At 37.8% G+C, this 26,415-nt stretch carries 28 protein-coding genes and 1 other annotated feature; of the genes, 4 read left to right on the top strand and 24 right to left on the bottom strand.

Annotated elements, in window-relative coordinates:
* Window positions 1–29: 29 nt before the first annotated feature.
* Window positions 30–599 carry a hypothetical protein gene (locus tag MKX65_RS16710; RefSeq protein ID WP_160547423.1) on the top strand — a complete coding sequence of 190 codons (570 nt, stop codon included), beginning with the start codon at window positions 30–32 and terminating at the stop codon, window positions 597–599.
* A gap of 4 nt (window positions 600–603) precedes the next feature.
* Here the strand turns inward: MKX65_RS16710 and MKX65_RS16715 are convergent, their stop codons facing one another.
* From MKX65_RS16715 to MKX65_RS16725, 3 genes are read right to left on the bottom strand one after another with little or no spacing between them, the layout of a single operon-like run.
* Window positions 604–1,020: a Fur family transcriptional regulator gene (locus tag MKX65_RS16715; protein ID WP_160547424.1), complete on the bottom strand. Its 417-nt coding sequence runs from the start codon at window positions 1,018–1,020 to the stop codon at window positions 604–606.
* Window positions 1,017–1,868, bottom strand: a complete 852-nt coding sequence (locus tag MKX65_RS16720) for a metal ABC transporter permease (protein WP_340904649.1) — start codon at window positions 1,866–1,868, stop codon at window positions 1,017–1,019. The genes MKX65_RS16715 and MKX65_RS16720 overlap by 4 nt, the downstream gene beginning before the upstream one ends.
* Window positions 1,865–2,653, bottom strand: a complete 789-nt coding sequence (locus MKX65_RS16725) for a metal ABC transporter ATP-binding protein (protein ID WP_160547425.1) — start codon at window positions 2,651–2,653, stop codon at window positions 1,865–1,867. The genes MKX65_RS16720 and MKX65_RS16725 overlap by 4 nt, the downstream gene beginning before the upstream one ends.
* Before the next feature lie 149 nt (window positions 2,654–2,802).
* On the opposite strand from MKX65_RS16725, the gene MKX65_RS16730 reads away from it, so the two are divergent.
* Complete coding sequence (locus MKX65_RS16730; RefSeq protein ID WP_340904652.1) at window positions 2,803–3,057, top strand: DUF2624 domain-containing protein; 255 nt, start codon at window positions 2,803–2,805, stop codon at window positions 3,055–3,057.
* A gap of 38 nt (window positions 3,058–3,095) precedes the next feature.
* Here the strand turns inward: MKX65_RS16730 and MKX65_RS16735 are convergent, their stop codons facing one another.
* Both MKX65_RS16735 and MKX65_RS16740 read right to left on the bottom strand, forming a co-directional pair.
* Entirely contained in the window at window positions 3,096–3,992 is an 897-nt protein-coding gene (locus MKX65_RS16735) for a deoxyribonuclease IV (RefSeq protein WP_160547426.1), read from the bottom strand.
* A gap of 19 nt (window positions 3,993–4,011) precedes the next feature.
* Window positions 4,012–5,322, bottom strand: coding sequence for a DEAD/DEAH box helicase (locus MKX65_RS16740; RefSeq protein ID WP_160547427.1), 1,311 nt, complete (start codon window positions 5,320–5,322; stop codon window positions 4,012–4,014).
* 221 nt (window positions 5,323–5,543) lie between these two features.
* Here MKX65_RS16740 and vrrA point away from each other — a divergent pair, with 221 nt between their 5' ends.
* Window positions 5,544–6,185: a VrrA/YqfQ family protein gene (gene vrrA, locus MKX65_RS16745; RefSeq protein WP_340904655.1), complete on the top strand. Its 642-nt coding sequence runs from the start codon at window positions 5,544–5,546 to the stop codon at window positions 6,183–6,185.
* 102 nt (window positions 6,186–6,287) lie between these two features.
* Window positions 6,288–7,226, top strand: coding sequence for a 4-hydroxy-3-methylbut-2-enyl diphosphate reductase (locus MKX65_RS16750; RefSeq protein ID WP_160547428.1), 939 nt, complete (start codon window positions 6,288–6,290; stop codon window positions 7,224–7,226).
* A 481-nt stretch (window positions 7,227–7,707) separates the two neighbouring features.
* On the opposite strand, the gene MKX65_RS16755 is transcribed toward MKX65_RS16750, so the two are convergent.
* From MKX65_RS16755 to MKX65_RS16845, 19 genes are all read right to left on the bottom strand, one after another.
* Window positions 7,708–8,823, bottom strand: coding sequence for a Nif3-like dinuclear metal center hexameric protein (locus MKX65_RS16755; protein ID WP_340904657.1), 1,116 nt, complete (start codon window positions 8,821–8,823; stop codon window positions 7,708–7,710).
* Window positions 8,820–9,518, bottom strand: a complete 699-nt coding sequence (locus MKX65_RS16760) for a tRNA (adenine(22)-N(1))-methyltransferase (protein ID WP_160547429.1) — start codon at window positions 9,516–9,518, stop codon at window positions 8,820–8,822. Before MKX65_RS16760 ends, MKX65_RS16755 begins: the two co-directional genes overlap by 4 nt.
* A gap of 80 nt (window positions 9,519–9,598) precedes the next feature.
* The gene (gene cccA / locus MKX65_RS16765) at window positions 9,599–9,964 is read right to left on the bottom strand and encodes a cytochrome c550 (protein WP_160547430.1); all 366 of its coding nucleotides are present in this window, start codon (window positions 9,962–9,964) and stop codon (window positions 9,599–9,601) included.
* Window positions 9,965–10,144: 180 nt separating this feature from the next.
* The gene (locus MKX65_RS16770) at window positions 10,145–11,284 is read right to left on the bottom strand and encodes an acyl-CoA dehydrogenase family protein (protein WP_340904659.1); all 1,140 of its coding nucleotides are present in this window, start codon (window positions 11,282–11,284) and stop codon (window positions 10,145–10,147) included.
* Between the two features lie 102 nt (window positions 11,285–11,386).
* Window positions 11,387–11,914, bottom strand: a complete 528-nt coding sequence (locus MKX65_RS16775; protein ID WP_160547431.1) for a hypothetical protein — start codon at window positions 11,912–11,914, stop codon at window positions 11,387–11,389.
* 79 nt (window positions 11,915–11,993) lie between these two features.
* Entirely contained in the window at window positions 11,994–13,118 is a 1,125-nt protein-coding gene (gene rpoD, locus MKX65_RS16780; protein ID WP_160547432.1) for an RNA polymerase sigma factor RpoD, read from the bottom strand.
* Window positions 13,119–13,151: 33 nt separating this feature from the next.
* Entirely contained in the window at window positions 13,152–14,966 is a 1,815-nt protein-coding gene (gene dnaG, locus MKX65_RS16785; RefSeq protein ID WP_160547433.1) for a DNA primase, read from the bottom strand.
* 39 nt (window positions 14,967–15,005) lie between these two features.
* Window positions 15,006–15,476 carry a YaiI/YqxD family protein gene (locus MKX65_RS16790; protein WP_340906293.1) on the bottom strand — a complete coding sequence of 157 codons (471 nt, stop codon included), beginning with the start codon at window positions 15,474–15,476 and terminating at the stop codon, window positions 15,006–15,008.
* 263 nt (window positions 15,477–15,739) lie between these two features.
* Window positions 15,740–16,549, bottom strand: a complete 810-nt coding sequence (locus tag MKX65_RS16795) for a pyruvate, water dikinase regulatory protein (RefSeq protein ID WP_119709164.1) — start codon at window positions 16,547–16,549, stop codon at window positions 15,740–15,742.
* A gap of 66 nt (window positions 16,550–16,615) precedes the next feature.
* Window positions 16,616–17,248 (bottom strand): helix-turn-helix transcriptional regulator, encoded by a 633-nt coding sequence (locus tag MKX65_RS16800; protein WP_162927788.1) that lies wholly within the window; start codon window positions 17,246–17,248, stop codon window positions 16,616–16,618.
* 130 nt (window positions 17,249–17,378) lie between these two features.
* Window positions 17,379–19,454 (bottom strand): glycine--tRNA ligase subunit beta, encoded by a 2,076-nt coding sequence (glyS, locus tag MKX65_RS16805; RefSeq protein ID WP_340904660.1) that lies wholly within the window; start codon window positions 19,452–19,454, stop codon window positions 17,379–17,381.
* Window positions 19,447–20,337: a glycine--tRNA ligase subunit alpha gene (gene glyQ / locus MKX65_RS16810; protein ID WP_119709167.1), complete on the bottom strand. Its 891-nt coding sequence runs from the start codon at window positions 20,335–20,337 to the stop codon at window positions 19,447–19,449. The genes glyS and glyQ overlap by 8 nt, the downstream gene beginning before the upstream one ends.
* 81 nt (window positions 20,338–20,418) lie before the next feature.
* Window positions 20,419–20,597, bottom strand: a binding site (T-box leader).
* Between the two features lie 39 nt (window positions 20,598–20,636).
* Window positions 20,637–21,398 carry a DNA repair protein RecO gene (gene recO / locus MKX65_RS16815; RefSeq protein ID WP_160547435.1) on the bottom strand — a complete coding sequence of 254 codons (762 nt, stop codon included), beginning with the start codon at window positions 21,396–21,398 and terminating at the stop codon, window positions 20,637–20,639.
* Window positions 21,399–21,427: 29 nt separating this feature from the next.
* Entirely contained in the window at window positions 21,428–21,571 is a 144-nt protein-coding gene (locus MKX65_RS16820; RefSeq protein WP_119709169.1) for a YqzL family protein, read from the bottom strand.
* 153 nt (window positions 21,572–21,724) lie between these two features.
* Window positions 21,725–22,642, bottom strand: coding sequence for a GTPase Era (gene era / locus MKX65_RS16825; RefSeq protein WP_340904662.1), 918 nt, complete (start codon window positions 22,640–22,642; stop codon window positions 21,725–21,727).
* The gene (locus MKX65_RS16830) at window positions 22,635–23,036 is read right to left on the bottom strand and encodes a cytidine deaminase (RefSeq protein ID WP_160547437.1); all 402 of its coding nucleotides are present in this window, start codon (window positions 23,034–23,036) and stop codon (window positions 22,635–22,637) included. Before MKX65_RS16830 ends, era begins: the two co-directional genes overlap by 8 nt.
* Window positions 23,037–23,237: 201 nt before the next feature.
* Window positions 23,238–23,621 (bottom strand): diacylglycerol kinase family protein, encoded by a 384-nt coding sequence (locus tag MKX65_RS16835; RefSeq protein WP_340904664.1) that lies wholly within the window; start codon window positions 23,619–23,621, stop codon window positions 23,238–23,240.
* Window positions 23,599–24,072, bottom strand: coding sequence for an rRNA maturation RNase YbeY (gene ybeY, locus MKX65_RS16840; protein ID WP_160547439.1), 474 nt, complete (start codon window positions 24,070–24,072; stop codon window positions 23,599–23,601). Before ybeY ends, MKX65_RS16835 begins: the two co-directional genes overlap by 23 nt.
* The gene (locus MKX65_RS16845; protein ID WP_340904665.1) at window positions 24,069–26,249 is read right to left on the bottom strand and encodes an HD family phosphohydrolase; all 2,181 of its coding nucleotides are present in this window, start codon (window positions 26,247–26,249) and stop codon (window positions 24,069–24,071) included. Before MKX65_RS16845 ends, ybeY begins: the two co-directional genes overlap by 4 nt.
* Window positions 26,250–26,415: the final 166 nt, after the last annotated feature.

The raw sequence follows: 26,415 nt of genomic DNA on the forward strand, positions 1-26,415 counted from the left end.
GTGAAAATAAAGAAATGGGGAAGTATTACATGAAGAAAAGAAAATTAGGATTTGATATTGATGGCACCATAACCTGTCCAGCAGCTATCGTTCCTTTTATTAATGAAGCCTTTCAACTACAACTAACACTCGAAGATCTAACTGACTATGATTTATTAAAAGTAGTGGATGTTCCAGAAAAAGAATTTACCGATTGGTATGAACAAAAAGAGGGGGACATTTTCGCTTTGTCCCCGTTATCTAAGGGTGCAAAGGAAGTATTGTTAAAATGGGGAAAACATAACGACTTAATTTTTATCAGCGCACGTGGAGAAAATGTGTTAGAGGTGACAAAAGAATGGTTTATTAACCATGGGATTGGATATGATCATTTAGAACTGATCGGATCCCATGAAAAAGTAGAAACAGCAAAAAAGTACGGGGTGGAAATATTTTTTGAAGATAAGTATGAAAATGCCATTGAAATTGCACAAGAATGCAAAATTCCTGTACTTTTATTTGATACACCCTATAATCAAGGCTCCCTACCCAAAGGGGTAAAAAGAGTTTTTAGTTGGGAGGAAGCCAATCATTGGGTTGAGAAATGGTTCAATGGTTAAGTTTTCAATGAACCGTACATTCTGGGCATCGACCATAAATTTCAAATTTATGACCAGAGATATCATAGTCCTTTAGGCTTTCCTGTAAATTATTCATGGGGCAAGTATCAATTTCCTTTGTTTTTCCACAATCCAAACAAATAAAATGATGGTGATGGTGTTTACTTTCACAAGAATAACGAAAGTGTTTTTCACCTGATAATTCAGTCATTTCAAAAATACCCAGGTCTACGAATAAAGAAAGATTGCGATAAATTGTATCAAAGCTTAACCCTGGATAATGATCCTTCATCCGGTCAAGCACGTCCTTAGCTGTTAAGTATTTATTGCTATTTGCAAAAAGACCAAGCATTTCTTCTCTTTTCCCTGTATGCTTATAGCCTTTATTTTTTAATAACTCAAGAGCTTCCGTGACATTCATACTCTCACCTCATGTTTCCATTGGAACATTTTCTTTAATAATATAACAAGAATGAGTATCAATACAGCAATAACTACAATGGTTCCCCCTGGGGCCAAATTGAGATAGTAGGAAATTGTCAGCCCGCCAAGAACAGAAACTTCTCCGAAAATGGTAGAAAGAAGGATTGTTTGTTTAAATCCTTTTGCAATCCGGATACTTGCAGCAACAGGGAGTGTCATGAGAGAAGATACCAATAAAATTCCAACAATTCTCATTGAAGCGGCAATCACTAGTGCAACTAAAACAATGAAAAAGAAATGTAGGGATTTCACAGCTATACCTGAGGCTTTTGCGTGTTCTTCGTCAAATGATAAAAGAAATAATTCCTTATATAAAAGCGTAATAAATGCCACAACAATCACACTGATAATGATAATAATAATTAAATCTGTTCGACTTACAGCACTAACGCTACCGAATAAATAACTATATAAATCAGTATTAAATCCATCTGCTAATGAAATAAAAATAACGCCTAAGCCAATACCGCTAGATAAAATAATAGGAATAGCCAGCTCCTGATAATGTTTATATACAGATCTAAGCTTTTCAATAAACAAAGAACCTACTACAGAAAATGTCATTCCTAAATAGATGGGATTTAAGCCCGTAGTGAGCAAAAGCCTTTTTTCAAGAAGCAAGCTTGCCGCAATTCCGGCTAAAGTCACATGACTTAAAGCATCCGCTATTAAAGAGAGCCTTCTTACAACAATATAGACTCCGAGTAAAGGTGCTATAATACCAATGATCGCACCTGTGAGAAATGCATTTTGTAAAAATTCGTATTTAAATATTGCTTCAATCACCGGTTTTCCCCTCCGTGATGATGAACATGATGATGGTGATGGTCATGTTGATGCATAAGAACTTGAACATCATGGCCATACAGGTCAGACATATTTTGCTTCTCAAACTCCTCCGTGTCTCCATGAAAGTGCATATGCTTATTCAAACAAGCAACATGGGTCACTTTATCTGTAATCGTACCGATATCATGAGTGACTAAAATTAAGGTTATTCCTCGATCCTGATTAAGCTCTGTAAGCATCTCATAGAACGATTGGACATTCTTTGCATCAACACCAACTGTTGGCTCATCTAAGATAAGTAAGTCTGGATCACTTACTAATGCTCGAGCGATAAAAACTCTTTGTTGTTGTCCACCTGATAACTCACCGATATTGCTTCCTATTTTTTCAGTTAATCCCACAGAATCAATCGCTGCTCGTATCTTCTCCTTATCCGCATCCTTATGCCTTTTAAACAATCCCACTTTTTTTGTTAAACCACTTGATACAACTTCGTAAACTGTTGCAGGGAATCCCGAGTTAAAAGAATTTGCTTTCTGAGAAACAAAGCCGATTCGATGCCAATCTTTAAACTGCTCTATTGCTGTTCCAAATAACTCGACTTCTCCCTTTTGAAGCTTTAATAAGCCTAAAATAATTTTAAGTAAAGTAGACTTTCCTGATCCGTTAGGCCCAACAAGTCCTAAAAATGCTCCACGCGGTACCGAAAAATGAATATCTTCAAGGACATTTTCCTTTTCGTACTTATATGTCAATTTATTTACCTTTATTATATCTTCCATTTTAACCACCTATTATTATCAGAATGATTCCGATTTACACAAAGAAGTATACATGAGAAATGAAATGATGTAAAGAATGTACTTCTCCCCCTTTGTTTACACCTTTTATTTAATAACCACATAGATTAACATCAGGGAGTGGTGAATTCGTGAGTATATTTCAATCCATTGTTAATCAAAAAATAAACACAATCACGACAGAAGAGTTACTAAAATACGCCAAGCAATTTGGGGTTGCCATTAGCGTGAATGAGGCAAAACAAATTTCATCTTATCTTAGGGGACGACAGGTAGATATTTTTAATAAGTCTGAAAGAGCAAAACTGTTAAAAGAAATTGAAAGATTAACGAGCCCAGCGACTGCAAAAGCCGTAAGTCAGTTGGTTACACAATTCACAAAATAATGAAACAGAGGCCCATTTATTAATGGGCCTTCTCATTTCTATGCCATAATATGTTCGAGTAAGTTTCCGTTAAACGTCTTTGAAGTTAACATTTCAATTTCTTGTTTGTACGGTGCTTTTTTATTATTCTTATCTTCCCCAACAAACGGTGTTTCAAGGATTTTTGGGATACTCATTAGCTGTGGATGATGCACGATATAGGATAGTGAATCAAAACCAATCTTTCCATATCCAATATTTTCATGTCTATCTTTTCTTGACCCACGATCATTTTTGCTATCGTTAATATGAAGGACCTTTAACCGATCAATTCCAATGATTTTATCAAACTCATTAAGAACTCCATCAAAATCCTCAACAATGTTATACCCCGAATCGTGAATGTGACATGTGTCAAAACAAATAGAAAGCTTTTCATTATGTTTGACACCGTCGATAATCATCGCCAATTCTTCGAAGTTTTTTCCACATTCAGACCCTTTGCCAGCCATAGTTTCTAAAGCAATCTGAAGCTGCTCATTTCCTGTAAGAACCTCATTAAGCCCCTCGATGATCTTTTTGATTCCCGCCTCTTCCCCTGCACCTACATGGGCTCCTGGATGCAGAACAATTTGCCTTGCACCGATTGCCTCTGTCCGTTCAATTTCTGATTTTAAAAATCGTACTCCTAGATCAAAGGTATCTGGGTTCGTTGTATTTCCAATATTAATAATATATGGAGCATGAACAACAATATCTTCTAAGTTGATCCCATTTAACTCCATATGTTTTTGACCAGCTTCAATATTTAAATCCTCAATTTTTTTTCTTCTAGTATTTTGAGGAGCCCCTGTGTAGATCATGAAAGTATTCGCACCATATGAGACCGCTTCTTCACTAGATGCTAACAACATACCTTTCCCACTCATTGAAACATGTGAACCTAATTTTAGCATTTTCACACTCTCCCACCTGTTATTTCTTTTTCAATCGGTTCTGTCTTTTCTTAATTTTATCCATTTCAAACTGCATCTTCTTCTTATAGCCTGGCTTCACCTTTGCTGGTTTTTTAACAAAGGACTTCGCCAGCTTATCTACCTCATCAGACTGCTTTGTTCTCTTTTTACGTCTGTTACGATCTTCAAGCTCCGAGAGTTCACCTTTTTTAATATCGATATGCTTAAATTCAATCCCCAGTTTTTCCAGCCTATTTAATGCATCCTCATCAGACGGTTCATAAATAGTGAGTGCTATTCCTGAATTCCCTGCTCTTGCTGTTCTACCGACGCGGTGTACATAAAAATCTAAGTCCGTTGGAAGTTCATAGTTAATCACATGACTAATCCCAGGAATGTCAATACCTCTTGCAGCTAAATCAGTAGCCACAATATATTGAAATTCTAAATCCGTAATTTGCTTCATCATCCGCTTCCGTTCACGCGGACTTAAATCTCCATGAATTCTTCCAACCTTTAATCCTCTATGAGTAAGTGCTGTGGCAACTTCCTCGGCTTTTTTCTTTGTATTCGTAAAGACAATTGCTAAATAAGGGTTATACAGCTTTAACGCCTCATACACAAGTGTTGACTTTTCACGATGTCTTGACGGAAGGAGAATATGTTCAATCTTTGCTGCTGTTAACTGCTTTGGCTCAATATGAATATACTTAGGGTTTTCCATATACTTCTTTAGAAAAGGTTTTAGCTTTTCAGGAATGGTGGCTGAAAAAACAAGCATTTGAAGCTTTTCTGGCATTCTAGCACCAATTTGGTCAACATCTTCTAAAAAGCCCATATCGAGCATTAAATCGGCTTCATCGACTATAAACATACTTGCTGTATGTACAAACAGGGCTTGTTCCTTTACTAAATCATTGATTCGTCCAGGAGTCCCAACTACGATATGTGGTTGAGTTTTTAATTTTTCAATGGCACGAACTTTATCTGTGCCCCCGATAAACAGACGACTAGTGATTTCTTCACCCTCATTCGCATGCTCAGTTACCTTTAATACTTCTTGGTGTATTTGTGTGGCCAGCTCTCTTGTTGGGGCCGTGATTACAGCTTGTACCTCTTGCTTATTAGGATTTATTTTATGAAGTACTGGTAATACATAAGAATGTGTTTTCCCAGTCCCTGTTTGAGATTGCCCAATTGCACTGTCACCTTTTAATACCGTTGGAATCAATCTTTCCTGAATTTCAGTTGGTTCATAAAATCCAATGGCTTCGATCGCCTTGTTTATAAATGGTTTAAGTTGATACGTTGAAAATTTTGTTTTCGTCATTATTAAAGCTCCTTCAGTTTTGGTAAGGATGTCCATACCCATCATGTAATTATAATAAAGTTCTTCCTAAAGTGCCACCTACAGTTCACTTCCCATATGATTATGTTTTACGAATTACAGTATTTTCAAACCAGTTCATAACTTATCTTCATTCACCTAGACCAAATATCCATCTGTTGCATAGGGTATAAGAGGGAAAATTATGAAAGGAGGGTGTTCGTATGCCACCAAGACAACCGTTTCCTATGCGCGGAGGAATGCCTCAACCTATGCTTGGATTTGGACGAAATCAAATGAGACCAATGATGCCCCCAGCAAGAATGGGCAATATGGGAATGAACAGAGTCCCTATGGGGGGAAATGCTCCAAGAGGAATGAGGGGGGGTGCAAGAAATAGCGGCGGAGGTTTACTTGCTAAATTACTTGGTAAAGGAAAATCTCAAGGCTCCCAAGCCGGTATGCAAATGTTTGGCAATGCTTCTCGCTCTGCTGCACCAGCTGCCGGTGGAGGGCTATTAAAATCACTAACAGACCCCACAGCAATTACAGGGTTTTTGAATAATACACAACGGGTATTAAACACTGCACAGCAAATCGGACCGATGGTACAGCAATATGGTCCCATTGTTAAAAACTTACCAGCCATGTGGAAACTGTACCGTGGTTTAAATGCTGCAAGTACGGATGAGGAAACTAATAAGGATGATGGAGGCGTAGAGTCCACCGTCACTGAGCCAAAACCGGAAACAAAACGAAAACGTACGAACCCAGTGAGTACTGAAAACGATACACATTCGGTCGAGATTGAAGAGATCGTACCAAAAAGATTACAAGGAAAATCAGTACCTAAAATATATGTCTAAAGGAATATGCGCGTAGCATATTCCTTTTTCTCTTCTTTGTATAATCATCACACTTTATATATAATGATAGAATAAGCATGCTTAAAGGGGAGATCCAATTCAATGAAAGTTATAAAAATATCGCCCCGTGGCTATTGCTACGGTGTTGTTGATGCGATGGTCATCGCAAGAAATGCAGCACTTGATAAATCACTGCCACGGCCCATATATATATTAGGAATGATTGTACACAACAAACACGTTACGGATGCTTTTGCTGAAGAAGGGATTATTACGCTAGACGGCCCTAATCGAAAACAAATATTAGAGCAAGTAGATAAAGGGACTGTTATATTTACTGCCCATGGTATTTCTCCAGAAGTGAGAGAGTTAGCGAAGAACAAAGGACTTGTTACAATCGATGCTACTTGTCCAGACGTAACAAGCACCCATCAGCTGATTGAAGCCAAAAAGGATGAAGGTTACCAAGTGATATATATTGGTAAAAAAGGGCATCCAGAACCTGAAGGAGCGATTGGAGTGGCTCCTGAGATCGTTCATCTTGTAGAAACAGAAGCAGATGTTGAATCATTAGACATTCATGCTGACAAGATACTTGTCACGAATCAAACAACAATGAGTCAGTGGGATGTTGGCCATATTATGGAGAAAATTGAAAATAAATATCCACATGCAGAATTTCATAAGGAAATCTGTATGGCTACCCAAGTACGACAAGAAGCCGTTGCCGAACAAGCAGGTGAAGCGGATGTCGTAATCGTTGTTGGTGATCCAAAAAGTAATAACTCCAATCGTTTGGCGCAAGTTTCCGAAGAAATTGCAGGTACGAAGGCTTATCGGATTAGTGATATATCAGAATTAAACATCGATTGGATTAAAGATGCACGCACCGTAGGGGTAACCTCTGGTGCATCGACCCCTACTCCTATCACAAAAGAAGTCATTGCCTTTATCGAACAATTTAATCCTATTGATGAAGCTACATGGACCTTAGAGAAAAAGGTACCACTTCACAAAATATTACCTAAAGTAAAAAATTAGTTTCATCTAAAAAGCCACGAAAAAATGTTAAAGAGTTCCGTTTTGAAGTGCTTTTCTTAAAATACGTACCGAAATGACAGCCTATAAAAAAGTAAAACTCGCCATAGTAAAATTGGCGAGTTTATTTATTACCTGTGATACGGTTCACCGTAATGCATCAAAATGAGGTTTTCTTTGATTTTTGAGATAAACTCACACCTAAGATGTTTTGTCCTTAATCGAGTAACTAGCAAAAGAGAATAAGCGGAGAATTCCGGTTAGATGCAAAATGGAGCCTCGTTTTTGGGGAAATAAGTGGAGTTTTTCCGCTTATGCAAAGTAAAATCGCCTATTTTTGAATTTTTCAAGCCAATAGGCGGAATCTCTCCGCCTATTTATGCCTTTTTTTAAAAGAATTACTAATTAACCGGAATTTCTCCGTCTATTTATCAGCTCGGGTGCTACCTGATCTCCCCAACCGATGTCGTGGCTTTTTTGTGGCTTATATAAATTGAAAAGGGTCCGTATGAATGGTTGAAGCGAAAATATTTACTTCATATTTTTTTTGTTTACACATTTCCGTAAGCTTGTTTGCGACTCCCTGTTTCATCACTTTTTCTACATTGTGACCTGGGTCTATAATATTTAATCCTAGCATCATAGCATCATGTGCAACGTGATAATACATATCACCCGTTATATATACATCAGCCCCCTTGAAGCTGGCAGCTTGAATATACTTATTCCCGTCCCCACCAAGCACTGCAACCTTTTTCACCTTAGAATCTAAGTCCCCAACGACTCGAACGGCAGGCACATCTAGGGCCACTTTAACAAATTTTGCGAATTCGCGGAGAGTTGTTTCTTGGACGGTCCCTATCTTACCCAAACCTAGTGACTTTGCTTGATTTTTTAGTCGGTAAACATCATACGCTACTTCTTCGTATGGATGTGCTTTCATCATTGCCGATAGTACCTTCTTTTCTAAATGAGCAGGAAACACGGTCTCTATTCTTGCTTCCTCCACTTGCTCCACTTTTCCTATCGCTCCATAAGTAGGATTTGCCCCTTCTAAAGGGATAAACTCTCCTTTTCCTTCAGATGTAAAGGAACAGTGAGAATATTGGCCTATTGAACCTGCCCCCGCATTGCCTAATGCATTTTTTATCGCTTCCTCATACCCAATTGGTACATAGACAACGAGTTTAAGTAATTCAGAATCGTAGGTTGGAACAAGAACCTCTGTGTTTGATAATTTCAAGGCGTCTGCCAGCAAATCATTTACTCCGCCTTCTGCAACGTCCAGATTCGTGTGAGCTGCATATACAGCGATATCATGTTTGATTAACTTTTCAATCATTCGACCTGTTGCTGTATCTGTCACGAGCTTCTGTAAAGGACGATAAATGAGTGGATGATGAGCAATGATCAATTCAACATTATTATGTATCGCTTCATCCACTACCTCTTCTAGTACATCGAGTGCGATCATTACATTTGAAACTTTTTTGTTTAGTCTGCCAATTTGCAAACCAATCTTATCTCCTTCTAATGCAAGGTTCTTTGGTGAAAATTGTTCAAATAGACTAATAACTTCATGTCCATTTACGGTTTTCACTGACCCAAAACCTCCTTTACCATTGAAATTTTCTTCTGTATTTCCGTTTTCTTTTCTATTTGGCTAGACTGGCTCATCTGTTTTAAAATACGTTCCCAATTGTTCCATTCAGCCGTCCACTTTTGAATAAAAGCCTCGTTCTTTTCTTTACTTAAGAATGGTCCAAAAAGCAATTGATTTTCGATGTTCTCAGAATAAACCGATTCGGAATTCCCTCTTTCTGCAACTAAGATTTCATAAATCTTTCCATCCTCCTCTAAAATAGCTTCGTTTATGAGACTCCACCCATTTTCTAAGAGCCACAATCGTATTGAAATAGCGCTAATATTCGGTTGAAGAACAAGCCGCTTCACACCCTCAAGCTTTTCCTTTCCTTCTTCAAGGATACTAGCAATCAGGGCACCACCCATTCCGGCAATGGTAATGCACTCTACTTCACCTTTGCCTATAACTTCAAGACCATTTCCTTTTCGCACCTCAATTTGTTTCGTTAATCCTTCCATTTCTACTTGTTTCCTCGCAGATTGAAAAGGTCCTTCAACCACTTCACCTGCTATTGCAAAAGGTACTTTTCCAGCTCTTACCACATGACAAGGAAGATAAGCGTGATCTGAACCTATATCAGCTAGTTTCGCACCCTCTGGAATAAAATCAGCAACAGTGCTTAGTCTTTTCGATAATCTTTCTACATTCATTTACAAACACCAACTCTTTATTTGATTACATACAGTATAAAAAAAGTCCTTTACATATGCAAAGGACTTAAAACGCTTACTTATTTAAGCTCCATTAACCAATCAGCCATTGCTCCTGCATTCTCAGCAGTAACGAGTCCTGATGGCATTGAGCCTTTTCCGTTTACAAGAATGTCTTCAATTTCTTCTTTAGACAGTTTGTCACCAACACCTGTTAAAGCTGGACCTACGCCCCCTTGGTATGAATCCCCGTGACATCCAATACAGCCCGCAGACTTATAAATATCTTCAGGATTGTTTGAAACCTCTTCTGCCTGTTCACCACCGCCTTCTTGTTCTGCAGCTAGTTCCTTACTGTCACCTAAGCCTTTAAACGAAAAAAGGAACATCGCAGCAATACCAAGAACCATGATTAAGACGAATGGAATAACCGGATTGCGATTCATGCTTTTCCCTCCCTTATGTAAGTACATCAAAAACTATTTAAATATAGAATGCAAACAATATCTATTTTACTTGAAAATGGGCAGAAGGAAAAGTACTAAAGTAAACTTTGTCACATTATGTTCTCATTTTAGACAAAACCTCACTAGGTTTTTGTGAGGTCTGTCATAAACGAAGAAAAGTTAACAACCTATTTCTCTTGCAATTACCATGCGTTGAATTTCTGAAGTACCTTCACCAATTTCTGTTAACTTTCCATCACGCATATATCGTTCCACATGATAATCCTTCATATACCCGTAACCCCCGTGTATTTGTACTGCCTGATCAGTAACCTCCATACAAATTTCTGAAGCGTAAAGCTTACACATGGAAGCTTCTTTTGTAAAGGAACGCCCCTGATCTTTTAACCAAGCCGCTTTATAAACCATATTTCTTGCAAGTTCAATCTTCATGGCCATGTCTGCAAGCTTGAATTGTATCGCCTGAAAATGGGACAACGATTTTCCAAATTGCTGCCTTTGCTTTGCATAGCTCAATGCCTTTTCGTAAGCTGCCTGAGCAATGCCTACTGCCATTGCACCTATTCCAATTCTTCCCCCATCAAGAGTGATTAAGAATTGTTTAAACCCCTCTCCACGCTTTCCTAGTAAATTCTCAGATGGTACTTGAACATCTTCTAATACTAACTCGGTTGTATTGGAGGCATGAAGCCCCATTTTCTCATAATTACTGATGACTTGAAAACCAGGGGAATTCGTTGGAATCATAATAGCACTAATTTCTTTTTTTCCATTTTGTTCCCCAGTAACTGCGGTAATAGCTAGATGCTTGGCGTAGCTTGCATTTGTAATATAACATTTATTACCATTTATAACAAACGTCCCATCTTTTTCAACCGCTCTCGTCTTAGTACCACCCGCATCGGAACCTGCATTAGGTTCGGTAAGTCCAAAGGCCCCAAAAGATTCACCTGTACAAATCGGAATTAAATATTTTCTCTTTTGTTCTTCCGTACCAAACAAATGAAGTGGTACACCGCCTAGCGATATATGGGCTGAGTACGTAATTCCTGTAGAGGCACAGGCTCTACTTAGCTCCTCTGTGACTATGGCAAAGCTTATTGTATCTGCTCCCCCACCACCGTATTCTTCTGGAAATGGAAGCCCCATTAAGCCTAATTCAGTTAGCTTTTGAAACACTTCATGTGGGAACTGCTTATGAATGTCTCTTTCGAGCGCACCAGGTGCAACCTCTTCATTAGCAAATTCTCTTATTGTTCGAAGGATCATGCTTTGTTCTGATGTTAAATCAAAATTCACGTTTTTCTCCTCCTCATACCTAATAATGAAATCGCTTTCATAACTATTATATAAGGAGTTAAATCATTTTCCTAACATTTTAAATTTTACAATAAATAATCATTATATAAATATAGATCCAATTAGTAATAGCAGCCCTAAAATGGAAGAAATGCTAAAGTACAATAACTTTGCCTTTTTGCCAATGATAAACCAAACGATACAGTTCAAAGTAATGATTACATAAAGGCTTACATGATTATTAGGAAAAAAATATGTGGCTAGATCTACAGAGCATAACAAAGCGATGAGGGCAGTAGAAATCATTGGAATGATAAAGTCAGTCGCTTTTCTAAAAAAATAAAAACTAGCACCAAATCCAAATAATAGCAATAAAGCATAAAGAGTCGTTTGCAAAAAGAAAGATAATTCAGTAAAATATATAAATATACCAAATGGAACCAGTAGCAATGGAGTATAAGCGAGTAAAAACTTCTTCTTGATGCTTCTTTTTCCAACTTTCTTTCCGTTAATTTGTTCACCTTCTGTATATAAAGCTAATAAAAAATTGCAATATTGTTCTGGTAACAGCTTCGTTTCTTTCCAATACTGAATTTCTTTAACAATGATTTCTTTCCGATTATCACTCATACCTTGTCCTTTCTCTTGCTATACACATAAAAATAGTTTACCTCTATTGTAAGAAGTAAACTATTTTTAGACAATCATTTTATTCTAAGAAATCCTTTAAACGCTTGCTACGGCTAGGGTGTCTTAACTTTCTTAACGCTTTTGCTTCAATTTGTCTTATTCGTTCTCTAGTGACACCAAACACTTTTCCTACTTCTTCTAAAGTTCTCGTGCGGCCATCATCAAGTCCAAAACGAAGTCGTAAAACATTTTCTTCACGGTCGGTTAATGTATCAAGGACATCTTCAAGCTGTTCTTTTAACAGTTCATAAGCTGCATGCTCAGAAGGGGATGTAGCATCCTGATCCTCAATGAAATCACCTAAATGCGAGTCATCTTCTTCACCAATTGGTGTTTCTAAAGAAACTGGTTCTTGAGCAATTTTCAGGATTTCACGAACCTTGTCAGGCGTTAAATCCATATCTTCTCCAATTTCTTCTGGAGTTGGTTCACGTCCAAGATCCTGAAGTAGCTGACGTTGAACACGAATTAATTTATTGATGGTTTCCACCATATGAACGGGGATACGGATGGTTCTTGCTTGGTCAGCAATCGCACGAGTAATTGCTTGTCGAATCCACCAAGTAGCATACGTACTAAATTTAAACCCTTTGCGATAATCAAACTTTTCAACAGCTTTAATTAATCCCATATTTCCTTCTTGAATCAAATCAAGGAACAACATACCGCGACCAACATAACGTTTTGCAATACTAACTACAAGACGTAGGTTTGCTTCTGCTAGTCGGCGCTTTGCTTCTTCGTCACCTTGTTCAATACGATTAGCAAGTGAAATTTCCTCTTCTGCAGACAATAAGTCCACACGACCGATTTCCTTTAAATACATTCGGACTGGGTCATTAATCTTAACACCTGGCGGTACGCTTAAATCATTTAAATCGAATTCTTCTTCACCTTTAGCAAGCTCCTGAATATTTGGGTCACCATCTTCAGAGTCACCCACTAATTCTACACCTTGCTCACCTAAAAATTCATAAAACTCATCCATTTGATCAGAGTCCACATCAAAATTAGCTAATTTTTCTGCAATATCGTCATAGGCTAGAACCCCTGTTTTCTTTCCAACCTCTGTTAACTGATCTTTTACTTGTTCTAGGGTCAAATCTGAATCAACCTCTTTTGAACGGGCCGATTTTTCAGCCATATGTACCCCTCCTTCCAAAGTCAAACAACAAACTCAAATCTTTAATGTTTTGCGCAATTGGATAATTTCCATCGCAATCGCAGCAGCCCTTCCATGATCCTTTTGTCTCTCTGCTTCTTTCTCTTCTGCTTCTTTTTCTTTTATTTTTAACATCTTTTGATAATTAAACACCTGCTTAATGTAATCGGAAAGTTCTTGGTCGCTTATTTCCTCACCTATAGACATCATTCCAATATCTGCTACCGTACGTCTAAGCTTTTCATCTTTTATATACGTTAGGAAATCACTAGGATTTGGTTCGAGTCCCTTTTCATAGTAACCATACAAATAAGTGATGATTGCTTGATGCTCATCAATATTTAAGGGAGTACCATTTAACAAATCCTGCACTTTATATGCTATGTCATAATCCTTTAACATATAAGCTATTAAACGTCTTTCTGCAGTTTCATAAGCCGGCCTTAAGTTGGAAGATTGTTTGATAACCACATCTTGATTTCTTTTTTGAACGTATTGCTCACGGTTTCCTTTTTTGTTCGCAAAGAAAAATTGTTTTTGTTGTTGCTTTAATGCATCAAGTGAAAGTGAAAACTCACTTGCTAGCTGTCTCAAGTAGTGATCTCGTTCCACTACCTTCTCAAGTTGGCTTATTTCCTTTAATACTTCTTCGATATATTGGAGGCGAATTCCTTCATTATTTAAATCCTTTCCTCGTCTTAAATACCGAAGTTTAAAATTCATTAATGTTACACTAGCAGAGATAATTTCGTTTTGAAATTTCTCTTCACCATTTTGACGAATATAGTCATCAGGATCCATTCCATCTGGCAATATTGCCACTCGAACCTGAATTCCCGAGGAATGAAGAAGCTGACTAGCCCGATAAGCGGCTTCAATTCCAGCTTTGTCTCCATCGTAACAAATCGTAACTGCTTCAGCGCTCCGCCTGATCGACACGATATGATCGTCTGTCAAAGATGTTCCCATAGTTGCCACACCATTGTGTACACCTGATCGATCGGCAGCTATTACATCAGCAAACCCCTCAAATAATACGATTTGATTCGTTTTTTTAATACTTGCCCTTGCTTGATGAAAATTATATAAAATTTTACTTTTGTTAAAAATTGCTGTTTCAGGACTGTTTAAATACTTTGGCTCATCCGACCCTAAAGATCGTCCTGAAAATGCAATTGTATTGCCTTTGTGGTCTAATATAGGAAACATAATGCGGTCTCTGAAGCGATCAAAATAAGTACCATCACGTTCACGTTTTATAACGAGCCCTGCTCTTTCCATTACATCAGGAGGAAAATTACGTTTCGTAAGAAATTTGTAAACAAAATCCCACGAATTTAATGAATAGCCTATTTGAAATTTTTCTATCGCTTCGATTGTAAAGCCTCTCGATAAAAGGTACTCAAGTGCATGTTGACCGTCTTTTGTGTTTACTAGCAAATGATGATAGAATTTACGTAATAAATCGTGAGCGTCAATCATCTGCTGAAAATCATTCGGAATCGCCCTAGTATTAGTGTGAGATGACGAATCGATATGTAGCTCAACATTTCCTTTTTTAGCTAGTTTAACAGCCGCTTCTATAAATGAGACACCTTCTTGTTCCATTAAGAATGAGAATGCATTTCCACCTGCTCCACATCCGAAACAATGATATATTTGCTTATCCGGAGAAACGGAGAAGGACGGAGAGTTTTCTCCATGAAACGGACAAAGTCCAAAATAATTCCGACCTTGTTTTTTTAGCTGAACATAGTCGCTAACCACGTCCACTATATCAACCGCCTGGCGAATTTCATTAATTTTATCCTCAGGGATACGTTCTGCCATGAAAACAACTCCAGGTATTAGTGAGTAATTCGCGATAAATTATAGATTTCCTGCAAATTTCGACAAAATGCTATAAAAATTTTTCGCAAAATCATCTCGGTCAGTTTGACCAAAACGTTTGGGCCCTTTTGAGTGTATCCCTTGTCGCCTAGCTTTCGCGGCAAGATACCTCATATCAAGAGCAAGATTAATATCCTTCTCTTCGTATACATTCCCCCTTGGAGAAAGTACATAAACACCTTTATTCACGAGAGTCGAAGCTAACCCGATGTCTTGGGTGACTACAAAGTCTCCTTTACCCACATGGTTCATGATATATAAGTCAACTTCCTCCTTGCCCGTATCGACATATTTCCATGTTCCTGTAGCTTCTGTTGAACTCATATGATTATAAGATGCAACAAAAATAACTTCTAATGAAAAATTCGACGCGATTTCGACAATTTCCTGCTTCACTGGGCAGGAATCTGCATCAACAAGAACCTTTGGTAAACCTAATGTACTATTAATTCTACATCACTCCATATATTCCTCCTTATTTCAAGGAATAACTTAGTGGAAAAGCGTTTGTCGAATTTTTTTCGGACGAGTATCTTGACTTCTGACAATAAATAGTTTATTCGTTCATAGTGAAGTCTAAACCTAATCTGATACATTTTTATCACAATTTTTTATTATAGTATAAAAAAGTCTATTTTTCCATTACTTTTTTTGTGTTACTCCCCAAACAATAAAAAGAAATAGCACATCATTTTATGCGCTATTTCTTTTATTTATCCTCTTTTTAAGTAACGGTTTAAAATAACATTTGCTGTTTCCTCAACAGCTTTGTTGGTTACATCAATTACATGACATCCTATTCTTGAGACAATTTTATCAAAATACTCGATTTCCTCTTTAATTCGTTCAATATTCGCATAGCTTGCTCGGTCATTTAAACCTAAAGAAAGTAATCTTTCTCGTCTAATATTATTCAGCTTTTCTGGGCTGATTTTTAATCCGAAGCATTTCTCTGAAGGCACTTTAAACAATTCCTCAGGCGGATCAACCTCAGGGACAAGCGGAACATTAGCCACTTTAATACGTTTATGAGCCAGATACTGTGATAATGGAGTCTTTGAAGTTCTCGAAACACCCACTAAGACGATATCAGCCTTTAATATTCCTCGTGGATCGCGACCATCATCATACTTAACTGCAAATTCAATTGCTTCCACCTTTTTAAAATAGTCCTCATCAAGCTTCCGAACTAAACCAGGTTCAAATAAAGGCTGTTTACCACAGATATCTTGTATTTGGTCAATTAAAGGTCCAATAATATCACATGCATAAATCCCTTCTGCCTTCGCTGTATCTCTCATATACTCGCGCATATCTGGCTTTACAAGTGTATAGGCAACCATCCCACCGTCTAATTTCACAAGTGAAATCACTTCATCAATATTGGATTTATCCTCTACATATGGAAACCTCTTGATTGTGACTTCTTGTCCATCAAATTGGCTTATCGCTGCTTTTGTTACGAGCTCTGCAGTTTCTCCTACAGAATCTGATACCACGTAGACGATTGGCATTTTCCCCAACTTCCTCATCTCCTACATCTTTTGTAATAGTGTAATGCGAATCGAGTAATTCCATTTTCGAAAGTGTTAATTTCCTTCTGCTAATGCTACAAACGCCTTTGTTAGATTTGTTTTGGTGATCCTACCAAGTACTTCGAAACCTCTTTCCGATTCCCTAACAACAGGCAATGCATCAATTTGCTTATCAATTAATTTATGTGCCACATCAATGAGTAGATCGTCTTTTCCGCACATGGTAACATTAGGCATCCTTGTCATGATGATATGCACCGGTAATGTGGTTAGTTCCTGCTTTCCAATACTTGCTCGAAGCAGATCTTTTCTAGACAATACGCCCGTGAGCAATGAAGATTGATCGACAACAAATAATGTTCCAACATCTTCGAGAAACATGGTACAGATCGCATCGTAAACAGAAACGTTTTCGTTCACTACTACCGGAATCGACTGATAATCCTTCACATACAGTTTCTTTAAGTTCTCCGTTAATAATTGAGTGCCTGATTTCCCTGTGTAAAAATAACCTACCCTTGGCCGTGCATCCAAATATCCAGCCATGGTTAGAATGGCTAGATCTGGTCGAAGTGTAGCTCTAGTTAGATTGAGTCGTTCTGCAATATGCTCTCCGGTAATCGGTCCATTTTCCTTCACAATTTGCAAAATATGCTCTTGCCGTTTATTTAGCTCGATTGTACTCACCACCTAATTGCCCTTTAGGCTCATATGTATGTCATACTTATATAAAATTATTATATACTATCTCTCATAAATGAAAAGACATAAGGATAAAAAGAGCCTTCACCATTCAGAAGGCCCTCTTTTATAAAGTCTATTTTGTTACAATTTCCTTCACATTCGCAAAGCTCATAATCAACTCTGCCAACTTTGACATTACTGCTAATCGGTTGTTTTTCAACGCTTGATCCTCAGCCATAACCATTGTATGGTCAAAGAAATCGTTGATTGCCTCTTGTAAAGAGGCAAGTTTGTCGAAAAACTCTTCCTCACTCACTTCATTTGATTCTAATTCCAATTTCACACTACGATATTGATTATATAGTGCTGTCTCATAATCGTTTTCAAACAGGGACTCATTGATTGCCACATTTTCCACTGCTTTATTAGAAATGGTTAGTACACGGCTAAGAGCTTCAACTGTCTCTTTAAATCCGCTCGCATCTTTTTTCGTTTGAAGAACAGATGCCTTTTTAACCAGTGCAGGTAAAGCTGTAATATTTTTTTCTAATACGGCATCAATAATGTCATAACGAATGCTTTGTTCCTGTAAATAATGCTTTAAGCGGAGCTTGAAGAAAGCAAGAAGCTCAACCAGTAACTCCTCTTCAGCTTTTTCTCCGATTCCCTTTTCTTTTATAGAACGAATAGATAGACGGAGAAGATCAGTTAATGAAACATTCCATTCTTTATTGATTAGAATTTGAACAATTCCTGAAGCTTGCCTTCTTAATGCATATGGATCCTGTGAACCACTTGGTATATTACCGATTGCAAAAAACGAGACAATCGTATCTAATTTCTCTGCTAAGGCGAGAAGGGCACCACTATTCGATTTAGGAGTTGAGTCTTCTGCGTTTCTTGGCATATAGTGTTCATTAATTGCAACTGCAACTGCTTCAGATTCTCCTTTTTGTCTAGCATACTTCTCACCCATGAACCCTTGAAGTTCCGGGAATTCATATACCATATGAGTGACTAAATCAAACTTACTGATCTCAGCAGCACGATCCACTGTCTTCTTATCTTCTTCGTTAAAGCTTAATAACTCTGCTAACTGATTTGTTATCGAACGAACCCGAGCAACCTTTTCAGAAAGAGTACCAATTTCCTCATGATAGACAATGGAAGCAAGCTTAGCTAGAGAATCAGAAATACTCGTTTTTTGATCTTCTCTATAGAAAAATGCTGCATCTGATAGTCTTGCTCTGAGTACCTTCTCATTTCCTTTAGCTACTGTCTCAAGATGCATATGATCCCCATTTCTCACTGTTACAAAGTATGGCAGTAGTGTACCGTCCTTTTTCTTAACAGGGAAATAGCGCTGATGCTCTTTCATGGATGTGATAAGTACTTCTTCTGGAAGCTCTAGAAATTCTTCCTCAAATCTACCAAATAAAGCTGTTGGATATTCCACTAGATTCGTTACTTCCTCTAATAGCTCCTCATCGACAGGAATTGTCCAGCCTTGCTCTTCCTCTAACTTAGAAATTTGTGAGAGGATTGCATTTTTTCTTTCTTCAGAATTAACCATTACAAATTCAGCTAAAAGCTTAGTTACATACTCTTCTGGTGTACCGATTTCTACTTCTTTTCCTAAGAAACGATGCCCGATTGTACGATTGCTCGTTGATACATTCGTGATTGCAAAAGGGATAGTCTCACTTCCATATATAGCCAGTAACCATTTGATCGGACGAATATATTTTAGTGTTTCATTTGCCCAACGCATATTCTTAGGGAATGTAAGTCCTGTAATAATATGTTCTATCTCAGGAAGTATTTCTTTGGTCGCTTGCCCTTTCGTAAACTTACGAACATGAGCGTACTCGACCCCATTAATTTCTTTAAAATAGATGTCCTCAACAGACATTCCTTGACCTTTAGTAAATCCTATAGCCGCTTTCGACCAATTGCCTTCGTGGTCAACTGCAATCTTTTTAGCAGGTCCTTTTGCCTCTTCCTCTACATCCTCTTGGCTAGTACTAACACCGTAAGCAATAACTGCTAGACGTCTTGGAGTAGAAAAATGAGTGATGGACTCAAACGAAATCTTTTTCTCTTTTAACCAGTTCTCAATTTTTGATGTTAACTGTTCAATTGACCCTGTCACAAACCGAGCCGGCATCTCCTCAAGCCCGATTTCTAGTAATAAATCTTGCTTATTCATGCGTATCTTCCCCCTTTTGCTGTAGAATCGGGAATCCTAACTTTTCTCTCTCTTCATAGAACGTTTTAGCTACCTTTCTTGCCAGGTTTCTACATCGCCCGATAAAACCAGTACGTTCAGTAACCGAAATAGCGCCTCTAGCATCTAGAAGATTGAATACATGAGAGCATTTTAAGACATAGTCATAAGCAGGATGAACAAGACCTTCGTTCATTTGACGGTGTGCTTCTTTTTCATAAATGTTAAACAGATTAAAAAGCATCTCAGGATCTGATGTTTCAAAAGTATATTTTGAGTGCTCATATTCAGGCTGTAAGAAAATATCACGAACGGTAAATCCATTCGTCCACTCTAGGTCAAATACATTTTCCTTTTCTTGAATATACGAAGCAAGGCGCTCGATTCCATAAGTGATTTCAACTGAAACAGGCTTACACTCAAGTCCACCTACCTGTTGGAAATACGTAAATTGCGTGATTTCCATACCGTCTAACCATACTTCCCAACCAAGCCCTGCACAACCAAGCGATGGGTTTTCCCAATTATCCTCTACAAAACGAATATCGTGTTGAAGAGGATCGATTCCCAGCGCCTTCAACGAGTCAAGATAAAGTTCTTGAATATTGTCAGGAGAAGGCTTCATAATCACTTGGAATTGGTGATGTTGGTACAAGCGATTAGGATTTTCACCGTATCTTCCGTCGGCTGGTCGTCTGGATGGCTCCACATACGCCACGTTCCAAGGCTCAGGGCCAATGGCACGTAAGAACGTGTAAGGGCTCATAGTTCCAGCACCCTTTTCCACATCGTAAGCTTGCATCAAAATACATCCTTGATCAGACCAATGCTTTTGCAAAGTTAAAATCATGTCTTGAATATTCATCGTACACCTCCAAAATTTATCGCATAAGAGATGATTTTTTTGGGCAAACAAAAAAACTCCCGTCTCCTATGCCTTTTTAAGCATAGGGACGAGAGTTACCCGCGGTTCCACCCTATTTGCCGACCATAATATATGTCAGCCACCTTAATCCGAAATTGCTCGGGAACGCCCTTCCTTAACACTCTATTCCTAGCTTTCACCGTCCTAGGATCGCTTCAAAGTAGAGAAAGTTAAGTACTCCTTTCCTTCAACGCAAATATTAAATTTAATTTGAATCTTAGCGGAAACAACGTCTGTTGTCAACTTTTAAAATCAATACTTCCTAGTTGACTAATCTGATTTAGGAATTTTTTCGTTTTTAAATGTAAACCAGAGTATTCATCATAATAAGCAGTAATAATCTTTTTTAACTCAGCCTTCGTTTCTTGCTTCACAGATATATTCCCTAACCTACTCATATCAATGAAATAAAATAAACGAAGTAGTTTTACTGTTGACTGAGAGATTTTATAGTGATATGGATCCTTTTCCAAACAACGATGACAGATAAATCCGCCCTCTCGGATCGAAAATGAAAAATGACCGTCTGTACTTCCACAAACGGTACATTGATTAAGGATTGGATACAACCCTAATGTATTCAACATTTTCACTTCAAAAATATGAACAATAATTTCTGGGTCATAGCCTTCGTTAATATAATTTAGCGTTTGATATAGCATCTCAAATAAAAAAGGATTTGCCTTTTTTTCGTCAGTACTTTTATCTGTTAGATCAATAACGTAACTTGCATAAGCGGTAAGGAAGATATCCTCCTTAATAGAGCGCATCGAGGAAAGCATTTCTCCTTGCTGCAAACTCCCTAGACCGCTGCTTGTTTGCACTAAGAATTGACCGTATGTAAAAAGCTGAGTGATGGCAGCTAAGCGACTGTTTGGCTTTTTTGCACCACGTGCCATCACCCCAATTTTCCCCCATTCACGTGTGAATAGAGTGACAATTTTATTTGTTTCACCATAATGATTTGTTCGAATGACGATGCCTTCGCATTTTTGAAACATCTAGAACACCATCCTAGTACGAGACAAACCTAGAGATATGGAAATTCAACCTCTGCTAGCTCATCATCCTGATTCCCGGGTATGTCTTGATTCTCCTTCTCTAACTCCTTAAAGAGCAGATAAGTGTCAATGTTACCTGTTTGCGAAAATACTTTCCAGGTAAAATCCATCATCAAAAACCCCCACCTTTCAAATAGTTGACTAGCAATAAATCCAAATCGTTACCATTATCATAGCCTTGTCTACCAAAAATAATGAGTCGAAAATATTGTTAATAAAAAAGGTGCATAAACTAGAAAGATGAATAATATTCTAAAAATGGTAAATCAATATTCGTCCTCACGGAACCCAAAATCTCTCAGTTGGGACATTTTGTTGCGCCAATCCTTCTGAACTTTAACCCATAATTCTAAAAACACTTTTGTTCCCAATAAGTTCTCAATATCCTGCCTTGCTCGTTTACCAATTTCCTTTAACATGCTTCCTTGTTTACCAATCACAATTCCTTTTTGGGAATCACGTTCTACGATAATGGTTGCCATAACGTGTACAACATCTTTGTCTTCAATACGTTCCATTTTTTCAATAACAACTGCTAATGAATGAGGAATCTCTTCCCTGGTTAAATGCAATGCCTTCTCACGTATTAGCTCTGACACAATAAATCTTTCTGGGTGATCTGTTACTTGGTCTGCTGGATAATACTGTGGTCCTTCAGGAATGTATTTCTTTATCACATCAAGCAAGACCTCTAAGTTATTTCCTTCAAGCGCAGAGATGGGAATGATTTCAGCAAAAGGATATCTTTCTTTATATGACACGATAATTTCCATAAGTTGGTCAGGATGAACAAGATCAATTTTGTTAATCACGAGGAATACAGGTGTTTTAATTGATTGGAATTTATCTAAAATAAACTCTTCACCACGACCAAAACCTTCTTCCGCATTCACCATAAAGAGAACAATGTCGACTTCTTTTAATGTGTTTTGAGCAACCTTCATCATAAAGTCCCCAAGCTTATGCTTCGGCTTATGAATTCCAGGTGTATCAATAAATACTAATTGTGCATCATTTGTTGTTAGTACGCCTTGTACCTTGTTTCTTGTCGTTTGTGGTTTATCACTCATAATGGCGATTTTTTGTCCGATTACACGATTGAGAAATGTTGATTTTCCAACATTTGGACGACCGATGATGGAGATAAACCCTGATTTGTGCTCTTGATTTTGTTTATTACTCATTTAAATCCTCCGGTGAAAATGCTCCTGGTAGTAGTTCTGCCACGGTTAATTCTTGTGTATCTCCATTTAAATTCGTTAAAATAACCTTCATGTCTTTAGGACACAACTCTGAAATCACTTGACGACATGCTCCACATGGAGAGACAGGACCTTCTGTATCTGCAACCACGGCAAGCATCTCAAACTGACGATCTCCATGGGCATAAGCACTGAAAAATGCGGTTCTCTCCGCACAATTGGTCATGCTAAAAGCAGCATTTTCTACATTACACCCATGATATATTTTTCCATCAGTCGTTAAGAGGGCAGCTCCCACTTGGAACTTTGAATATGGTACATAAGCTTTTTCTCTAGCAATTTTTGCTTCTTTAATTAATGTTTCATTCTTGCTCAAATTAATACTTCCTTTCAAGGAGACTGCATACTCCTATTTTACCTCATTTTGTTCTGCATTTCATCGATTGTAGCAAAATTGTAATAAAGAAGATTGAATTTTCTAAATATTAATGGATTCCATCAATTTGTTTTCCTATTTTACTCTTTCTTGAATGCGATTTCAAATAAAAATGGAACCGAAAATAGGTTCGGTTCCCTATTACCATATTCTTGGTATGAAAATGATCAAACCAATCATAACACTCACAATGGAAAAGATAAAAACTGCTGCCGCTGCCATATCCTTTGCTTTTTTTGCCAGTGGATGATACTCCTCTGTCACTAAATCTACAAGGTTTTCGATACTCGAATTTATCAATTCTAAAGAAATTACTCCTCCGATTAATACGAGAAGAAACACCCATTCAACTCGAGAAACTTGTAGTAAAAGGCCAAGTAAGATAACTACCATTGTAAAGAGAAGATGAATTTTCATATTTCTCTCCTCTTTTACTGCCTTACTAAACCCGGATAGGGCATGCCGGAAAGAATATAGGACATTTCTCGTTTTATAGTTACTTTTATCGTTCGAGCCCATACTCATCCAATATACTCCGTTGAAGATCAAACATCTCCTTTTCCTCTTCTTCTGTCTCATGATCATAACCTAACAGATGTAGAAATCCATGGACAGCCAAAAATCCTAACTCACGCTCCACAGAATGCCCATAGTCTGTAGCCTGTTCACGGGCTTTATCAATCGAAATAATGATATCACCGAGTACTCTTGGCATGTTTGCGCCGCTTATTTGGATTTCTCCCTCTCCGAGCTCCTCTAATGCGAAAGAAATGACATCTGTTGGCTTATCCTTCCCCCTGTATTCACGGTTAATATCCTGAATACGGTTATTATCAACAAATGTAACGGATAACTCACATGGTTCAGTAATTTGTAGTTTTTTTTGAGCTAAATTTAATAACCCTTCAATTTGTTCCACCGCTTCTTCCTTCATTGCACTCGTTTCATCTAAAAAATCGATGTCTAGTAAGTTCATGCTTGTTTCACCTTCTGTTTCGTAATCTCTGGATATTCAATTCGAGAATGAAAAATTCCCTTTAACGTTTCACATAGTGTGTTTGAGATAATTTCCATTTCCTTGAGTGTTAAGTCACATTCATTCAGCTGTCCATCCTGTAGTCGGTCGGCAATTATACTTTTAACTAAGCTTTCTATTTGTTCAGGGTTAGGATGCTGCATAGACCGAACCGCAGCCTCCACACTATCGGCAATTCCGATAATTGCAATTTCCTTATTTTGAGCCTTTGGTCCAGGATATCGATAGTCCTCTTCTCGCACCTCATTGCCATTTTGCTTTGCCTTGTGGTAAAAGAACTTGAGTAAAGTAGTGCCATGATGTTGCTCTGCAATATCTACAATTTCTTTTGGCATTTTGTACTGTCTTAGTAGTTCAGCACCATCTATGGCATGAGCTACAATAATATTTTTGCTCGTTTGTGGCGGCAAGCGATCATGAGGATTTTCAATATTCATTTGATTCTCAATAAAAAATTGTGGTCTCTTGGTCTTCCCAATATCATGATAATAACACCCTACCCTGGCTAATAAGCCATTTGCACCGATTGCCTCACATGCTGACTCCGCTAGATTTGCAACCATTATGGAATGGTGGTAGGTTCCAGGAGCCTCCGTAAGTATTTTTCTAAGAAGAGGATGATTTGGATTTGATAATTCGATCAATCTCATCGTTGAAAGGATTCCAAAACCGGCCTCGAAGAATGGGAGGAGTCCGATGGTTAGAATCGCAGCAATAATTCCCGATGTAAAGGCACCACCAAAGTAAAACGTATATTCTTTTGCATTATAGTGACCGTTGTTAATAAATAACAACGCAAAAATAATAATGATATTTACCAAAGAAACAAACATACCCGCCTGAAGAATTTTCATCCTCTGATTTTGTTTACTAAGGAACATAATGCTTGCTAAGCCACTACAAATGATGTAGATTCCAATATTAACATTTAGTGAGCTTGTAATGTTTTCACTAAACAAAATGGTTCCGCAAAGAGCTAGAATAATGGTTGTTAAAATCGCAAGTCGATCGTCGACCAAAATTTTTATTAACATGGCTGCCATGGCAGCAGGAAATAAATAACCTAAATCTGAAAACTCAAATTGTTGAAGAAGACTAATTCCTTTCAACATCACGATTGAAAGAATAAAGATAATACTAAACAAAAGCAAGTAATTTTGCTTCATATCTCCACTCACTTTGAGTTCATGGAAGTAATAGTATAGAGCAATTACCATGACCATAACAAGAAGTGCTAATCCGATAAAAGGCAGTGTTGATTGCTGATTGTCTGTAAGACCAACGAGCTCGAGCTGACGAAAGACTTCTCTACTAATCAGCTGATTTTCTTCAACAATTATTTGCCCTTGTAATATCTTTGCTGGCTCCACACTTTCCTTTGCCTGTTCTCTCAGCTCCTGAGTAGCCTCTAAATCAAAAAATTCATTTTGAACAACGGCATATCGTCCTAACTCAATTACGGCTGCTTTTAATTGACTGCTCATTGAAGTTAGTTTTAGTTCTTCCTCTACAAGCCTCTTACTATTTTCCACTTCATCTGCTGGGATTCTTCGATTCATAACCATATTTATTGCGGTTATGGTTACATCCTTAGCAACGGATAACTCTTCCTTTGAAGATGAGACAAGTGCTAGCAAGACAGAATCGGAAATACTTCTTGTGACTTCCTCTGTTAGCTTGCCCTTCATCTTGTCTACTATTTCCTTGTCTGAAGGAGTACTTCCTGCATTTCCACCTTCTTGCCCCTGAGCAGTTCCTGTTGAAGCGTTTACTTGGTCTTGCAGTTCCTTCTTCACTTCCGATGCTGCATCGAAGATTGAGGTAATTAAATCGACACGATTCTCATTTGTTTCCTTTTTCATATAATAGACATCTTGAACACTGTCTTCAGCTTCTTCTCTCTTCTTTTCTGTACTCTCTTTATCAGAGATCGTTACTGGAGATCTTACGGTTTGATTCGCAATGGAAAACAAGCGTAAATCCATTTTTTCTGGCTTAACATTGGTAAACATGGAGGCATAAAGGATTAAGCCAAGGACGAGGAATAACAAGACCCGAAATATTCGTAGATCCAGTAGGCCTCTAATTTTCATCAACTGTTGTTGAATCTTTTCCACTATGACTCTCCTCCAATTCTTATCTTTAAACAAAATAAATGCCACATATGTAAAATGATAACAGTTTTTCAAGGAAGATGCATCTTTTTCAAAAATCACTAAGAAAAACCGGGCATAGCCCGGTCCTTTTCATGGTTAGAGAATATCCGATAATTTGTACTCTATG

Source organism: Robertmurraya sp. FSL R5-0851, from assembly GCF_038002965.1.
Classification (GTDB): Bacteria; Bacillota; Bacilli; order Bacillales; family Cytobacillaceae; genus Robertmurraya_A; species Robertmurraya_A beringensis.

What these genes read in the sequence shown, in the direction of transcription:
- cccA (WP_160547430.1), bottom strand. Translation starts at nt 9,964, where the DNA reads ATGAATCGCAATCCGGTTATTCCATTCGTCTTAATCATGGTTCTTGGT.
- MKX65_RS16710 (WP_160547423.1), top strand. Translation starts at nt 30, where the DNA reads ATGAAGAAAAGAAAATTAGGATTTGATATTGATGGCACCATAACCTGT.
- ybeY (WP_160547439.1), bottom strand. Translation starts at nt 24,072, where the DNA reads ATGAACTTACTAGACATCGATTTTTTAGATGAAACGAGTGCAATGAAG.
- dnaG (WP_160547433.1), bottom strand. Translation starts at nt 14,966, where the DNA reads ATGGCAGAACGTATCCCTGAGGATAAAATTAATGAAATTCGCCAGGCG.
- rpoD (WP_160547432.1), bottom strand. Translation starts at nt 13,118, where the DNA reads ATGGCTGAAAAATCGGCCCGTTCAAAAGAGGTTGATTCAGATTTGACC.
- vrrA (WP_340904655.1), top strand. Translation starts at nt 5,544, where the DNA reads ATGCCACCAAGACAACCGTTTCCTATGCGCGGAGGAATGCCTCAACCT.
- glyS (WP_340904660.1), bottom strand. Translation starts at nt 19,454, where the DNA reads ATGAATAAGCAAGATTTATTACTAGAAATCGGGCTTGAGGAGATGCCG.
- MKX65_RS16760 (WP_160547429.1), bottom strand. Translation starts at nt 9,518, where the DNA reads ATGAATGTAGAAAGATTATCGAAAAGACTAAGCACTGTTGCTGATTTT.
- MKX65_RS16725 (WP_160547425.1), bottom strand. Translation starts at nt 2,653, where the DNA reads ATGGAAGATATAATAAAGGTAAATAAATTGACATATAAGTACGAAAAG.
- MKX65_RS16740 (WP_160547427.1), bottom strand. Translation starts at nt 5,322, where the DNA reads ATGACGAAAACAAAATTTTCAACGTATCAACTTAAACCATTTATAAAC.
- MKX65_RS16775 (WP_160547431.1), bottom strand. Translation starts at nt 11,914, where the DNA reads ATGAGTGATAATCGGAAAGAAATCATTGTTAAAGAAATTCAGTATTGG.
- era (WP_340904662.1), bottom strand. Translation starts at nt 22,642, where the DNA reads ATGAGTAATAAACAAAATCAAGAGCACAAATCAGGGTTTATCTCCATC.
- MKX65_RS16835 (WP_340904664.1), bottom strand. Translation starts at nt 23,621, where the DNA reads ATGAGTATGGGCTCGAACGATAAAAGTAACTATAAAACGAGAAATGTC.
- recO (WP_160547435.1), bottom strand. Translation starts at nt 21,398, where the DNA reads ATGTTTCAAAAATGCGAAGGCATCGTCATTCGAACAAATCATTATGGT.
- MKX65_RS16715 (WP_160547424.1), bottom strand. Translation starts at nt 1,020, where the DNA reads ATGAATGTCACGGAAGCTCTTGAGTTATTAAAAAATAAAGGCTATAAG.
- glyQ (WP_119709167.1), bottom strand. Translation starts at nt 20,337, where the DNA reads ATGAATATTCAAGACATGATTTTAACTTTGCAAAAGCATTGGTCTGAT.
- MKX65_RS16750 (WP_160547428.1), top strand. Translation starts at nt 6,288, where the DNA reads ATGAAAGTTATAAAAATATCGCCCCGTGGCTATTGCTACGGTGTTGTT.
- MKX65_RS16820 (WP_119709169.1), bottom strand. Translation starts at nt 21,571, where the DNA reads ATGATGGATTTTACCTGGAAAGTATTTTCGCAAACAGGTAACATTGAC.
- MKX65_RS16735 (WP_160547426.1), bottom strand. Translation starts at nt 3,992, where the DNA reads ATGCTAAAATTAGGTTCACATGTTTCAATGAGTGGGAAAGGTATGTTG.